Here is a 14,393-nt window from a genome sequence, read left to right as displayed (position 1 = left end):
GAGCCGGTCCCGACCCGAGCTCGACGGACCGGTCAGCGGCCGCGGCGAGCACGCAGCGCAGCGAGCGCCTCGTCGAGGATCGCGACGCCGTCCTCGTCGCTCCGGCGCTCCTTCACGTACGCGAGGTGCGTCTTGTAGGGCTCGTTGCGCGACGGCGTCGGCGGGTTCTCGCGGTCCTGCCCGGCCGGGAACCCGCAGCGGGGGCAGTCCCAGGTCTCGGGCGCCTCGATCTCCGCCTCCGAGGAGAAGCTCGGGCGCGTCTCGTGGCCGTTCGCGCACCAGTAGGAGACCCAGAAGCGCGGCGCGATCTCGCCGCGCTCGGACTCCCCGAGCGGCCCCGCCCCGACGCGCGACCCGCGGATCGCGTTACCACCTGCCACGTGCTCTCCCCCGTCCGTGCCGTCGTCGGCACTCGATCCTGCCCGTACCGCGCCGTCCGGCGCGGCTGCCCCCCTGCCGGCTCCTCGAGCCCGTTCGATCCCGCGGCGCCCTCACGAGGCGCCGCAGGTCAGCTCACCTTCTGGAGGAGCCCCAGGAGCACGATGACGACCGTCCAGACGAGGGCGAACGACACGGTGATCCGGTTGAGGTTGCGCTCGGCGACGCCGGAGCTGCCCACCGAGCTCGAGATCCCGCCGCCGAACATGTCGGAGAGGCCGCCGCCCTTGCCCTTGTGCATGAGCACGAGCAGGGTGAGGAAGCCGCTGGTGAGGACCAGCAGGATCTGGAGGATGATGCGCAGCACGTCCACGAGTACGTCCTTGAGGCTCAGGGCCGTCCCGACCGATGTCGAGCGCGACCGCACGGTTGTCGTGCGCAGGCGTGACCTGCTGCACAGGGGACAAGAGTAGGCGACGCGGGGCCGCTGCGGCCAACCCCGGCCGGCGGCGTCTCACGCCAGGGGCCGACGGCCCCGGGATCCGCTCCCGGGGCCGTCGGCGCGAGGGTCTCGCAGAGGTCAGGCGCCGGTCGCGTGCGACTGGTAGCGCACGATCTTGGCGAACTCCTCGGGGTCGAGGCTCGCGCCGCCGACGAGCGCGCCGTCGACGTCGGGCTGCGCCATGATCGCGGCGACGTTGGACGACTTCACCGAGCCGCCGTACAGGATGCGCGTCGCGTTCGCGAGGTCGGCGTCGTACAGGTCGCCCAGGGCGCCGCGGACGGCACCGCAGACCTCCTGCGCGTCCTCCGGCGTCGCGACCTCGCCCGTGCCGATGGCCCAGACGGGCTCGTACGCGATGACGAGCGTGGCGAGCTGCGCGGCGGGGATGCCCGCGAGGGCGCCCTCGACCTGAGCCAGCGTGTAGGAGATCTGCTCGCCGGCCTTGCGCACGTCCAGGCCCTCGCCCACGCACAGGATCGGGGCGACGCCCTGACCCACGGCGGCGACGATCTTCTCGTTGACCTGGGCGTCCGTCTCGCCGTGGTACTGCCGGCGCTCCGAGTGGCCGATCGCGACGTAGCTCGCGCCGAGCTTGGCGAGCATCGTCGCCGAGATCTCTCCCGTGTAGGCGCCCTCCAGGTGCGCGGACACGTCCTGCGCGCCGTACTTCAGCTCGAGCTTGTCTGCGTCGACGAGCGTCTGCACCGACCGGAGGTCGGTGAAGGGCGGCAGCACGGCCACCTCGACGGCCGCGTAGTCGTGCTTCGCGTCCTTGAGCGTCCACGCGAGCTTCTGCACGGTGTGCGTCGCCTGGTGGTGGTCCAGGTTCATCTTCCAGTTGCCCGCCATGAGCGGGGTACGGCTGTTCGCCACGGTCCTTCTTCTCTCTGTGGGGGTCGCACCGCCCGCGCGCACGGCGTGCCGCGGGCGGTGCGTGAGGATGGTTCGGGAGGGCGCTCAGCCCTCGAGGACGGAGATCCCCGGGAGGTCCTTGCCTTCGAGGAACTCGAGGCTCGCGCCGCCACCGGTCGAGATGTGGCTGAAGCCCGCCTCGTCGAAGCCGAGGATCCGGACCGCGGCGGCCGAGTCGCCGCCGCCGACGATCGTGAACGCGCCGTTGGCCGTCGCGTCGACCAGGGCCTGGGCCACGGCGCGCGTCCCGCCCGAGAACGCCTCGAACTCGAACACGCCGGCGGGGCCGTTCCACACGACCGTCTTCGCGTCGACGATCTTGCTCGCGAAGAGCTGCGCCGACTCGGGGCCGATGTCGAGACCGATCTTGTCGGCCGGGATCGCGTCCGCCGCGACGACCTCGTGCGGGGAGTCCGCGGCGAACGCGTCGGCCACCACGATGTCCGTCGGCAGGACGATCTCGACGCCGTTCTTCTCCGCGTCCGCGAGGTAGCCCTTGACCGTGTCGATCTGGTCCTCCTCGAGGAGGGACTTGCCGACGCCGTAGCCCTTCGCCGCGAGGAACGTGAACACCATGCCGCCGCCGATGAGCAGACGGTCCGCCTTGGTGAGCAGGTTCGCGATGACGCCGAGCTTGTCCGAGACCTTGGAGCCGCCGAGCACGACCGCGTACGGGCGGGCCGGGTCCTCCGTCGCCTTGCGCAGCGAGTCGACCTCCTTGAGGACGAGCTCGCCCACGGCGGACGGGAGCACCTGCGCGACGTCGTAGACCGACGCCTGCTTGCGGTGCACGACGCCGAAGCCGTCGGAGACGAACACGTCCGCGAGCTGCGCGAGGTCCTGAGCGAGCGCCTGGCGCTCCGCGTCGTCCTTGGACGTCTCGCGCGGGTCGAACCGGATGTTCTCGAGCAGCGCGACCTCGCCGTCGCCGAGCGCGGCGACCGTCTCGCGCGCCGAGTCGCCGACGACGTCCTGGGCCAGGTGCACCGGGACGCCGAGCAGCTCGCCCAGGCGGGCCGCGACGGGCGCGAGGGAGTACTTCGGGTCCGGCTCGCCCTTGGGGCGGCCGAGGTGCGCGGTCACGATCACCTTCGCGCCCGCGTCCGTCAGCTTCTTCAGCGTCGGGAGCGCGGCGCGGATGCGCCCGTCGTCGGTGATGGTCGTCCCGTCGAGCGGGACGTTGAAGTCGGAGCGGACGAGGACGCGCTTGCCGCGCAGGTCGCCCAGGGAGTCGATGGTCAACATGTGGTCTCCTACGGTTCTGTCGCCGTCGTGCGGGGCGCCTGCCTGCAGCCGGCCAGGCCCGCACATGAGGACGTCCGCGTGCGCGTCACCGGGCGGTGCCGGGACGCGCACGCGGACGCATGGTGCTACGCAGGGATGTGCTGCGTCAGCAGGTGGCTCAGAGCTTCTCGCCGACCAGGGCGGTCAGCGCGACGAGGCTGTTCGAGTAGCCCCACTCGTTGTCGTACCAGGAGACGACCTTGACCTGGTCGCCGATCACCTTCGTGAGCTTCGAGTCGAAGATGCTCTGGTGCGGGTTGGTGACGATGTCGCTCGACACGATCTCGTCGTCGACGTACTCGAGGATGCCCTTGAGCGGGCCCTCGGCCGCCGCCTTGAGCGCAGCGTTGACCTCGTCCACCGTGACCTCGCGCGAGGCGGTGAAGGTGAGGTCCGTCGCCGAGCCCGTGATGACCGGGACGCGCAGCGCGTAGCCGTCCAGCTTGCCCTTGAGCTCGGGCAGGACGAGCGACACGGCCTTGGCCGCACCCGTCGAGGTCGGGACGATGTTCTGCGCGGCGGCGCGGGCGCGACGCAGGTCGCGGTGCGGGCCGTCCTGGAGGTTCTGGTCACCCGTGTAGGCGTGGATCGTGGTCATGAGACCACGCTCGATGCCGATCGAGTCGTTGAGCGCCTTGGCCAGCGGGGCGAGGCAGTTCGTGGTGCACGACGCGTTCGAGATGATGTGGTGCGCGGCCGGGTCGTACTGGTCCGAGTTCACGCCCATGACGAACGTGGCGTCCTCGTTCTTGGCCGGGGCCGAGATGATGACCTTCTTGGCGCCGGCGTCGATGTGCGCCTTCGCCTTGGTCGCGTCGGTGAAGAAGCCGGTCGACTCGATGACGATGTCGGCGCCGAGCTCGCCCCAGGGGAGGTTCGCGGGGTCGCGCTCCGCGAGCGCACGGATCTTCTTGCCGTCGACGATGATGTTGTCGTCGTCGAAGTCCACGCTCAGCGGGAAACGGCCGAGGACCGTGTCGTACTTGAGCAGGTGCGCGAGCGTCTTGTTGTCCGTGAGGTCGTTGACGCCCACGATCTCGATGTCGGCGCCCGACTCGACGATGGCGCGGTAGAAGTTCCGTCCGATACGACCGAAGCCGTTGATACCGACGCGGATGGTCACAATGCCCTCCTCAGGGCGCGCCGGTTGTCCCGACGCACACGGTTGATGCCGAACGATCACGTACGCCGTCGTACGCAGGTGGTGATCGCGCCCGTGCCCCGCTGCCCGGCATCCCGGCACAGCACCCTCCGTGCCCGTGGACCGTCACGGCGACAGCCGGGACCACCCACGCCCACGAGGGGTGTCAGCGAAGGAGCACGTCGTTGTCACCTGACGCATCCGAGCCTATACCAACACCACGCCGACATGTGACCTGGATCCCACGGTTCGGGACCATCGTCCCGTCGGTGCATGACGTCCAGGGGCCGGGCGGGTCGCCGGGCGCCGGGTCGGCGTCGGCGTCGGCAGGTCAGAGGTCGAGCAGCTCGGGGCTCAGCCCCGCCTCGGTGTCCGGGATGCCGAGCTCCGCGGCGCGCTTGTCGGCCGTCGACAGCAGGCGGCGGATGCGTCCCGCCACGGCGTCCTTGGTCAGCGGCGGGTCCGCGAGCTGCCCGAGCTCCTCGAGCGACGCCTGCTTGTGGGCGAGGCGGAGCTCGCCGGCCTCGCGCAGGTGGTCGGGCAGGTCCGGGCCGAGAATCTCGAAGGCCCGCTCGACCCGCGCGCCCGCCGCGACCGCCGCCCGGGCCGAGCGGCGCAGGTTCGCGTCGTCGAAGTTCGCCAGCCGGTTCGCGGTCCCGCGCACCTCGCGCCGGGCACGCCGCTCCTCCCAGACGAGGACCGCCTCGTGCGCGCCGAGACGCGTGAGGAGCGCGCTGATCGCGTCCCCGTCCCGGATGACGACGCGGTCGACGCCGCGGACCTCGCGCGACTTCGCGGAGACGCCGAGGCGGCGGGCGGCACCGACGAGCGCCAGGGCCGCCTCGGGGCCCGGGCACGTGATCTCGAGCGCCGACGACCGGCCCGGCTCGGTGAGCGACCCGTGCGCCAGGAACGCGCCGCGCCACGCCGCCTCCGCCTCCTCCACCCCGCCGGAGACGACCTGCGGCGGGAGCCCCCGCACGGGTCGCCCGCGCTGGTCCAGGAGACCCGTCTGGCGGGCCAGCGACTCGCCGTCGCGCACGACCCGCACGACGTAGCGGCTGCTCTTGCGCAGGCCACCCGCCGAGACGACGATCAGCTCGCTCGTGTGCCCGTAGACGTCCGCGATCGTCTCGCGCAGGCGGCGCGCCGCGATCGCGGTGTCGAGCTCGGCCTCGATGACGACGCGGCCCGAGATGAGGTGCAGCCCGCCGGAGAACCGGAGCATCGCCGAGACCTCCGCCTTGCGGCACGAGGTCTTGTCCACCCGCAGTCGAGCCAGCTCGTCCTTCACCTGTGCCGTGAGCGCCATGCGGGACATCCTGCCACCGATGCCGACGCGTCGCGGCGGCGGGCCGGACGCCCTGAGAGCCGTCCGGTGCCCCGGTGCGCGGATCAGCGGGCGGGCGAGCCGACGTCACCGAGGAAGTCGTCGAACACGTCCCGGTAGGCCGCCGCCAGGCGCAGCGCGTCGTGGCGCGCCGTGCCGTCCCCGCGCCGCACCTGCCGCAGGAGGAGCCGGGCGCCCATGCGCGCCGCGGCCTCCGCGAGCTGCTCGGTGTCCTCGACGGCGGACGGGTCCGCGACGACGGCATCGATCCAGAGACCGGGTGCGTGCTTGTGCAGGGCCTCGAGGTGGTCGGTGGCGGAGAGCCCGTACGTCTCCCCCGTCTCGCTCGACAGGTTGAGGGTGACGCAGCGTCGCGCGCTGGTCTCGTGCAGGGCGCGCGCGAGGTCGGGCACGAGCAGGTGCGGCATCACCGACGAGAACCACGACCCCGGCCCGAGCACGACCCAGTCCGCCTCCTCGACGGCCTGGACCGCCTCGGTGCACGCGGGCGGGTCCGCGGGCACGAGCCGGAGCTGCTCGATGCGGCCGTGGGTGACGGCGACGTGGCTCTGCCCGACGACGGTCTCGAGCCGGTCGCCGGTCCGCACGTCGGCCTCGATCCCGAGGGGCACCGCCGCCATGGGCAGCACGCGCCCGCGAGCGCCGAGCAGCTTGCCCACCCAGTCGAGCCCGGCGACCGGGTCGTCGAGGAGCTCCCACAGCGCGACGATGAGCAGGTTTCCCACGGCATGGTTGTCGAGGTCGCCCTCGGACGTGAACCGGTGCTGCAGGAGCGCGCTCCACGTGCGGCCCCACTCCGAGTCGTCGCACAGGGCCGCGAGCGCCATGCGCAGGTCCCCCGGGGGCAGGACGCCGAGCTCGGAGCGCAGACGCCCGGACGACCCGCCGTCGTCGGCTACCGTCACGACGGCCGTGAGCCGGTCGGACATGAGCCGCAGCGCGGAGAGGCTCGCGGACAGGCCGTGGCCGCCGCCCAGGGCGACGACGGCGGGGTTGCGCTTGGCGACCACCGGTCACTCCTTGCCGAGGTCGCGGGCGGTCACGATGACGCGCTGCCCCTGGGCGCGCAGGCGTGCGGCGATCGCCTCGCTGATCGCGACGGAGCGGTGCTTGCCCCCGGTGCAGCCGACGGCGATCGTCACGTAGCGCTTCTCCTCGCCCAGGTACCCGGCCAGGACCGGCTCGAGGGCGCTCACGTACCGGTCGACGAACTCGAGCGCGCCGGGACGCCCGAGCACGTAGTCGCGCACCGGGGCGTCGCGCCCGGTGAGGTGGCGCAGCTCGGTGATCCAGTACGGGTTCGCGAGGAACCGCACGTCGACCACGTGGTCCGCGTCGAGCGGCAGCCCGTACTTGAACCCGAACGAGACGACGTTGATGCGCAGCGTCTCGGGGGTGCCGTCGGCGACGGCGGCCCGCACCTCGCGCGCGAGGTCGTGCACGGTGAGCTCGGACGTGTCGATGACGACGTCGGACCGCTCCTCGAGGCTCGCGAGCAGGCGTCGCTCCTCGGCGAGGCCGTCGAGGATGCGCCCCTCCCCCTGCAGCGGGTGCGGTCGCCGGACCTGCTCGTACCGGCGCACGAGCACCTCGTCGGACGCGTCGAGGAACAGGATGCGGTAGAACACCCCGCTCTGGCGGAGGTGGTCGAGCACCTCGACGAGGTCGGTGAAGAACTCGCGCCCGCGCACGTCGACGACCGCCGCGATGCGCTCGAGCGTCGAGCCCGACCGGGTCATGAGGTCCACGAGCGGGACGATCATGCGCGGCGGCAGGTTGTCGACGACGTACCAGTCGAGGTCCTCGAGCACGGCGGCCGCCCGTGTGCGGCCCGCGCCCGACATGCCGGTGATGATCAGCACCTCGGCCTCGCGCGCCTCCGGGGGGTGGGTCGCCGCCTCGATCGCGGGGATCCCGCTCGGGACGGTGGTCGGCGAGGGCTCCGGCACGCGGGCGGGCGGCCCCTGCGGGCTGAGGTCCGGGGTCGGCTCCGAGGTCATGGCACCAGCATGCCAGCCGCTCACGCCCGGGCCGCGGCCCCGTCGCCCACCGGAGTGTCCCGCGCGCCGTCCTCCACACCGTCCTCCACGCCGTCCTGCACGGGGTCCGGGCGCACGTCGCCCTCGGCGGGCGCCCGCTCCGCCGGGGCCGCGCCCGGGGACGGCTCGGCGGCTCCGCCCAGGGCGGCGACGACGGCACGCGCCGTGCGCTCGCCCATGCCCCGCACCGTCGCGATCTCCTCGACGCTCGCCGCCCGGAGGCGCTTGAGCGAGCCGAAGTGCTTGAGGAGCGCGGTGCGCCGCGCCGGCCCGAGGCCGGGGACGTCGTCGAGCGCGGACGCCGTCATGCCCTTGCTGCGCTGCCTCCGGTGCTGGGCGATGGCGAACCGGTGCGCCTCGTCACGCACGCGCTGCAGCAGGTAGAGGCCCTCCGACGAGCGCTGGAGGATCACGGGGTAGTCGTCCCCCGGGACCCACACCTCCTCGAGCCGCTTGGCAAGGCCGCAGAGCGCGACGTCGTCGATCCCGAGGTCGGCCAGCGCCCGCGCGGCGGCCGCCACCTGCGGCGGGCCGCCGTCGACCACGACGAGGTTCGGCGGGTAGGCGAACCGGGCCCGCCGGTCCACGGGGGCGTCGGCGTCGACCTCGCCGCTGCGCGGCACGTACCCCGCGGCCTCCGCGGCCCGCTCCGCGCGGCGGCCCGCGGCGTCGGACCCGGTCGCGACGTCGTCGGCCTCGAGGTCCAGCTCGACCTCGCCCGAGCGCGAGCGGTCGGACAGGTAGCGCTTGAACCGGCGCGTGATGACCTCGTACATCGCCGCGGTGTCGTCCGCGGCCCCGTCGCCGTCGGGCCCGCGCACGGTGAAGTGCCGGTACTCGCTCTTGCGCGCGAGCCCGTCCTCGAACACGACCATCGACGCGACCTGGTAGGTGCCCTGGTTGTGGGAGACGTCGTAGCACTCGATCCGCAGCGGGGCGGTGTCGAGGTCGAGCGCCTCCTGGATCTCGCGCAGCGCCTGGCTGCGCGTCGTGAGGTCGCCCGCGCGGCGCGTGCGGTGCAGGGCGAGCGCGTGCTCCGCGTTCGCCCGCACGGTCGCGGCGAGCTCCTTCTTGTCGCCACGCTGCGGCACGCGCACGTCGACGCGCGCGCCCCGCAGGCCGGAGAGCCACGTCGTGACCTGCGCGGTGTCCGGCGGCAGGACGGGGACGAGCACCTCGCGCGGGACGACGTCGCGCACGCCGGCCCGGCCCTGGCCGGTCCCCGGGTCGGCCGCCGCGGCCTCCTCGGCCGCGCCGTAGACCTGCTGGAGCAGGTGCTCGACCAGCTCCGCGTCGGTCACGTCCTCGACCTTCTCGACGATCCAGCCGCGCTGGCCGCGGATCCGCCCGCCGCGCACGTGGAACACCTGGACGGCCGCCTCGAGCTCGTCGCCGACGAGCGCGAACACGTCCGCGTCGGTGCCGTCGCCGAGCACCACCGCGTTCTTCTCGGTCGCGCGCTGGAGCGCGACGATGTCGTCGCGCAGGCGCGCCGCGGCCTCGTACTCCATCGCGGCGGCGGCCTCGTTCATCTTGCGCTCGAGTCGCCGCACGAAGCGCTGCGTGTCACCCGCCATGAAGTCGCAGAAGTCCTCGGCGAGCGCCCGGTGGTCCTCGGGCGTGATGCGCCCGACGCACGGGGCCGAGCACTTGTCGATGTACCCCAGGAGGCACGGGCGGCCCGTCTGGTGGGCTCGCTTGAACACGCCCGCCGAGCAGGTGCGCACCGGGAAGACGCGCAGCAGGAGGTCGAGCGTCTCGCGGATCGCCCACGCGTGCCCGTAGGGGCCGAAGTACCGGGTGCCGGGTCGCTTCGCGCCGCGCATGACCTGGGCGCGGGGGAACTCCTCCCCCATCGTCACCGCGAGGTACGGGTAGGACTTGTCGTCGCGGTACTTGACGTTGAACCGCGGGTCGAACTCCTTGATCCAGGAGTACTCGAGCGCGAGAGCCTCGACCTCGGTGCCCACGACGGTCCACTCGACGGACGCCGCGGTCGTCACCATCGTCTGGGTGCGGTGGTGCAGGTTCGCGACGTCCTGGAAGTAGTTCGACAGGCGCGCGCGCAGGTTCTTGGCCTTGCCGACGTAGATCACGCGCCCGTGGTCGTCGCGGAACCGGTAGACGCCTGGCGAGGTGGGGATCTCCCCCGGCGCCGGGCGGTACGTCGCGGGATCAGCCATGTTCTCCAGCCTAGGTCAGGCCACCGACGGCGCGGTGGCAGGGGACGTGCGCGGGCCGCGGCGGCCCGGCGAAGACGTGGTGTGACCTGCACCACCGCCCGCTAGGGTGGCGGCCATGAGCGCACAGCACGGGTACGCCGCGACGGTCCGCTGGACGGGTGCGGGCGACAGGGGCACCGCCTCCTACACGGCCTACGGCCGGGACCACGACGTCCTGCTCGAGGGGAGGCCGCCGCTGCCCGGGTCCGCGGACCCGGCGTTCCGGGGCGACCCGACGCGCTACAGCCCCGAGGAGCTGTTCGTCGTGAGCCTCTCGCAGTGCCACATGCTGTGGTTCCTCCACCTCGCCGCGGCGGCGGGCGTCGTCGTGCGGGAGTACGTGGACGACGTCACCGGCACGATGCGCGTCGAGTCCGGAGGCGAGGGGCAGTTCACGGACGTCACGCTGCACCCCCGCGTCGTGGTCGATGACGGCCCGGGGACCGACGAGGAGTCGCTGGCCGCCCTCCACCAGCGCGCGCACGACCACTGCTTCATCGCACGCTCGGTGAACTTCCGCGTGCTCGTCGAGCCGGCGCCTCCGCGCCGGGCCGCCGCCTGAGCGGCCCGCCCGCGGCCCTCGACACCCGCGGCGGCGCGTCGAGGACGCGTCGCCGCGGGGTCACGCCAGGGCAGCACGCCGGCGCACCGCGTCGGCTCTCGGCTAGGCCGCGGACGCCTTGCGGCGCGGGCGGGTCGTGCCCTCGTCGGTCGCCCGGCGGGTCTTGGCCGAACGACCCTTGGCTCCCTTCGCGGCGGGCGCCGGCGCCGCACCGGGCTTCGTCGGCGCACCGACCGGCACGGGGTCGTGCTGGTCGAGGATCTCCGCGAGGAAGCGGCCGGTGTGGCTCGCCTCGACGCGCGCGACCTGCTCGGGCGTGCCCTGCGCCACGACCTTGCCGCCCCCCGAACCACCCTCCGGGCCCATGTCGACGACCCAGTCGGCGCTCTTGATGACGTCGAGGTTGTGCTCGATGACGAGGACGCTGTTGCCCTTGTCGACGAGCGACTGCAGCACGCCGAGCAGCTTGCGGATGTCCTCGAAGTGCAGGCCCGTCGTCGGCTCGTCGAGCACGTAGATCGTGCGCCCGGTCGAGCGCTTCTGAAGCTCGCTCGCGAGCTTCACGCGCTGCGCCTCGCCACCCGAGAGCGTCGGGGCGGGCTGCCCGAGGCGGACGTACCCGAGGCCGACCTCGACGAGCGTCTTGAGGTGCCGCGAGATCGCCGGGACGGCCGCGAAGAACTCCGACGCCTCCTCGATCGGCATGTCGAGGACGTCGGCCACCGTCTTGCCCTTGAAGTGCACCTCGAGCGTCTCGCGGTTGTAGCGCGCGCCGTGGCAGACCTCGCACGGCACGTAGACGTCCGGGAGGAAGTTCATCTCGATCTTCAGCGTGCCGTCGCCCGAGCACGCCTCGCAGCGGCCGCCCTTGACGTTGAACGAGAAGCGGCCCGGCGTGTACCCGCGCACCTTGGCCTCGGTGGTCTCCGCGAACAGCTTGCGCACGTGGTCCCACACCCCCGTGTACGTCGCCGGGTTCGACCGCGGCGTGCGCCCGATCGGCCCCTGGTCCACGTGCACGACCTTGTCGAGGTGGTCCAGGCCCGTGACGCGCGTGTGCCGGCCCGCGACCTGACGCGCGCCGTTGAGCTCGTTGGCGAGGACCGTGTAGAGGATCGAGTTCACGAGCGTCGACTTGCCCGACCCCGACACCCCCGTCACGGCGGTGAGCGTCCCGAGCGGGAAGCTCACGTCGATGCCCGTGAGGTTGTGCTCGCGCGCGCCCACGACCGTGACCTGACGGCCCGGGTCGGTCGGGCGACGCTCGGCCGGGAGCGGGATGCTGCGACGGCCCGCGAGGTAGGCGCCCGTGACCGACTCCGGCGCCTCCAGCAGACCCGCGTAGTCGCCCGAGTGCACGACGCGTCCGCCGTGCTCGCCCGCGCCCGGGCCGATGTCGACGACCCAGTCCGCGGTGCGGATGGTGTCCTCGTCGTGCTCGACGACGATGAGCGTGTTCCCGAGGTCGCGCAGGCGCGTGAGCGTCTCGATGAGCCGGCGGTTGTCGCGCTGGTGCAGGCCGATGCTCGGCTCGTCGAGGACGTAGAGGACGCCGACCAGGCCCGAGCCGATCTGCGTCGCGAGCCGGATGCGCTGCGCCTCGCCGCCGGAGAGCGTCGCGGCCGGTCGCTCGAGCGAGAGGTAGTCGAGGCCGACGTCGAGCAGGAACCCGAGGCGCGCGTCGATCTCCTTGAGGACCTCCGTCGCGATGGCGCGCTCGCGCGCGCCGAGCTCGAGCGAGCCGAGGAACACCGCGGCCTCGCGCAGCGGGAGACGGCACACGTCCCAGATCGACTTGCCGCCGACCTTGACGGCGAGGACCTCGGGCTTGAGGCGCGCACCCCGGCACACCGGGCACGGGACCTCGCGCATGAAGGCCTCGTACTTCTCCTTGGACCAGTCCGACTCGGTCTCGGTGTGCCGGCGCTCGAGGAACGTGATGACGCCCTCGAACCCGGTCGAGTACTGCCGCTCGCGGCCCCAGCGGTTCTTGTACCGGACGTGGACCTGGTGGTTCTGCCCGTGCAGGACCGCCTTCTTCGCGCGCTCGGGCAGCGCCCGCCACGGCGTGTCCATGGAGAACCCGAGGTCGTCCGCGAGCGCCGTGAGCACCCGCTCGAAGTACTCCGAGGAGATCTGCGCCCACGGCGCGACCGCGCCCTCGCTCAGCGACTTCTCGACGTCCGGCACCACGAGGTCGGGGTCGACCTCGAGGCGGAAGCCGATGCCCGTGCACTCGGGGCACGCGCCGTAGGGCGCGTTGAAGGAGAACGTGCGCGGCTCGATCTCGTCCAGCGCGAGCTCGTGGTCGTTGGGGCACGCGCGCTTCTCGGAGAAGCGGCGCTCGCGCGCCGGGTCGTCCGCGTCGGCGTCGACGAGCTCGACGACGACGAGCCCGCCCGCGAGCCCGAGCGCGGTCTCGACCGAGTCGGTGAGCCGGCGCTGCACGCCCTCGCGTGCCACGAGGCGGTCGACGACGACCTCGATGTCGTGCTTGAGCTTCTTCTCGAGCGCCGGGACGTCGGTGAGCGTGCGTACCTCGCCGTCGACGCGGGCGCGCGCGAAGCCCTTGGTCTGGAGCTCCTTGAAGAGCTCGGAGTACTCGCCCTTGCGCCCGCGCACCACCGGCGCGAGCACCTGGTACCGCGTGCCCTCCGGCAGCTCGAGGAGCCGGTCCACGATCTGCTGCGGGGTCTGCGCGGTCACGCGCTCGCCGCACACGGGGCAGTGCTGCGTCCCGGCGCGCGAGAAGAGCAGGCGGAGGTAGTCGTAGACCTCGGTGATCGTGCCGACGGTCGAGCGCGGGTTGCGGTTCGTGGACTTCTGGTCGATCGACACCGCGGGCGACAGGCCCTCGATGAAGTCGACGTCGGGCTTGTCCATCTGCCCGAGGAACTGGCGCGCGTACGCGGACAGCGACTCGACGTAGCGGCGCTGCCCCTCCGCGAAGATGGTGTCGAACGCGAGCGAGGACTTGCCCGAGCCGGAGAGCCCCGTGAAGACGATGAGCTTGTCCCGCGGGAGGTCGAGGTCGACGTTGCGGAGGTTGTGCTCGCGGGCACCGGAGATGACGAGGCGATTGCTCACCGCAGCATCGTACGACCGACCACCCACATTCGCACAGGTGTTCGACGTCACCTTCGCGCGTCCTCCGACGAACGCTCGCCGTGTCCCGCCCGCGCCCGGCGGGCGAGGCAGACTGACCGCATGACGTACACGGGACAGGTCGTGGTGGGCGGGCCCGCCGACGTGCGCCGTCTCGACGAGATCGAGATCCGCAAGCTCGCCGTCGGGCCGCTCGCGAACGACGTCTACCTCCTCACGTGCCGGCGCACGGGCGCCCAGGTCCTGATCGACGCGGCCGACGCGCCCGACGACGTCCTCGCGCTCGTCCGCGAGGGGTCGCCGACCGCGCGCCTCGACGTCGTCGTCACGACGCACCGCCACCCGGACCACCTGCGCGCCCTCGCGTCGATCGTCGCCGTCACGGGGGCGACGACGGCCGTCGGTGGTCCCGACGCCGACGCCGTCGCGGAGGCCGCCGACGTGCACGTGGTGCGGCGCCTCCGCCACGGGGACCTCGTCCGCGCCGGGGACGTCGTGCTCGAGGTCGTCGCGCTGCGGGGCCACATGCCGGGTTCGGTCGCGCTCGCCTATCGCGAGCCCGCCGAGGTGCGCGCGCCGGAGGCCGTCGCGGGCCGGGTGCACCTGTTCACGGGCGACTCGCTGTTCCCGGGCGGGGTCGGGAGCACGGGGCACGACCCCGCGCGCTTCGAGCGGCTCCTCGCGGACGTCACGGAGCGCGTCTTCGACCGGTACGACGACGCGACGTGGGTCTACCCCGGCCACGGCGCAGACACGACCCTCGGCGCCGAGCGACCGCACCTCGACGAGTGGCGCGAGCGCGGCTGGTAGCGGAGGGCTGACCAGCCCGGGTCGCCACCGCGGTGACGACCGAGGCGCGGACCCCGACCGCGCGCCGTCGGGCGGGTCTGGTTC

12 protein-coding genes are annotated in these 14,393 nt (G+C 72.9%); 2 read left to right on the top strand and 10 right to left on the bottom strand.

The genetic code is table 11. From position 1 onward, the window contains the following. Positions 1–32: 32 nt before the first annotated feature. The 9 genes from ACTJIY_RS00850 to uvrC all read right to left on the bottom strand — a co-directional run bounded on the left by ACTJIY_RS00850 (position 33) and on the right by uvrC (position 9,793). A complete protein-coding gene (locus tag ACTJIY_RS00850) occupies positions 33–380 on the bottom strand; it encodes an RNA polymerase-binding protein RbpA (RefSeq protein WP_047232819.1) in 348 nt (115 codons plus the stop codon). Positions 381–508: 128 nt separating this feature from the next. Further along, positions 509–751 (bottom strand): preprotein translocase subunit SecG, encoded by a 243-nt coding sequence (gene secG, locus ACTJIY_RS00845; RefSeq protein WP_253049657.1) that lies wholly within the window; start codon positions 749–751, stop codon positions 509–511. Between the two features lie 207 nt (positions 752–958). Further along, positions 959–1,732: a triose-phosphate isomerase gene (gene tpiA, locus ACTJIY_RS00840; RefSeq protein WP_440673210.1), complete on the bottom strand. Its 774-nt coding sequence runs from the start codon at positions 1,730–1,732 to the stop codon at positions 959–961. A 108-nt stretch (positions 1,733–1,840) separates the two neighbouring features. Beyond that, positions 1,841–3,040 carry a phosphoglycerate kinase gene (locus tag ACTJIY_RS00835; RefSeq protein ID WP_353709209.1) on the bottom strand — a complete coding sequence of 400 codons (1,200 nt, stop codon included), beginning with the start codon at positions 3,038–3,040 and terminating at the stop codon, positions 1,841–1,843. Between the two features lie 157 nt (positions 3,041–3,197). Next, positions 3,198–4,202, bottom strand: a complete 1,005-nt coding sequence (gap, locus tag ACTJIY_RS00830) for a type I glyceraldehyde-3-phosphate dehydrogenase (RefSeq protein ID WP_021481805.1) — start codon at positions 4,200–4,202, stop codon at positions 3,198–3,200. A 349-nt stretch (positions 4,203–4,551) separates the two neighbouring features. Next, entirely contained in the window at positions 4,552–5,532 is a 981-nt protein-coding gene (whiA, locus tag ACTJIY_RS00825) for a DNA-binding protein WhiA (RefSeq protein WP_047232822.1), read from the bottom strand. A gap of 83 nt (positions 5,533–5,615) precedes the next feature. Next, positions 5,616–6,581, bottom strand: a complete 966-nt coding sequence (locus tag ACTJIY_RS00820) for a gluconeogenesis factor YvcK family protein (protein ID WP_440673111.1) — start codon at positions 6,579–6,581, stop codon at positions 5,616–5,618. Between the two features lie 3 nt (positions 6,582–6,584). Continuing rightward, positions 6,585–7,571, bottom strand: a complete 987-nt coding sequence (gene rapZ / locus ACTJIY_RS00815; protein ID WP_253049664.1) for an RNase adapter RapZ — start codon at positions 7,569–7,571, stop codon at positions 6,585–6,587. 20 nt (positions 7,572–7,591) lie between these two features. Next, positions 7,592–9,793: an excinuclease ABC subunit UvrC gene (uvrC, locus tag ACTJIY_RS00810; protein ID WP_440673112.1), complete on the bottom strand. Its 2,202-nt coding sequence runs from the start codon at positions 9,791–9,793 to the stop codon at positions 7,592–7,594. A gap of 115 nt (positions 9,794–9,908) precedes the next feature. On the opposite strand from uvrC, the gene ACTJIY_RS00805 reads away from it, so the two are divergent. Continuing rightward, positions 9,909–10,394 (top strand): OsmC family protein, encoded by a 486-nt coding sequence (locus tag ACTJIY_RS00805; RefSeq protein ID WP_253049668.1) that lies wholly within the window; start codon positions 9,909–9,911, stop codon positions 10,392–10,394. A gap of 102 nt (positions 10,395–10,496) precedes the next feature. Here ACTJIY_RS00805 and uvrA read toward each other — a convergent pair whose 3' ends face one another. After that, entirely contained in the window at positions 10,497–13,481 is a 2,985-nt protein-coding gene (gene uvrA / locus ACTJIY_RS00800; protein ID WP_440673113.1) for an excinuclease ABC subunit UvrA, read from the bottom strand. A 120-nt stretch (positions 13,482–13,601) separates the two neighbouring features. On the opposite strand from uvrA, the gene ACTJIY_RS00795 reads away from it, so the two are divergent. Continuing rightward, positions 13,602–14,309, top strand: a complete 708-nt coding sequence (locus ACTJIY_RS00795; protein ID WP_440673114.1) for an MBL fold metallo-hydrolase — start codon at positions 13,602–13,604, stop codon at positions 14,307–14,309. Positions 14,310–14,393 lie beyond the last annotated feature (84 nt).

Source organism: Cellulosimicrobium sp. 22598 (assembly GCF_052044445.1).
Classification (GTDB): Bacteria; Actinomycetota; Actinomycetes; order Actinomycetales; family Cellulomonadaceae; genus Cellulosimicrobium; species Cellulosimicrobium cellulans_G.
The sequence above is the reverse complement of the archived record's forward strand: the minus strand, read 5'-3'. Positions and strand labels throughout refer to the sequence as shown.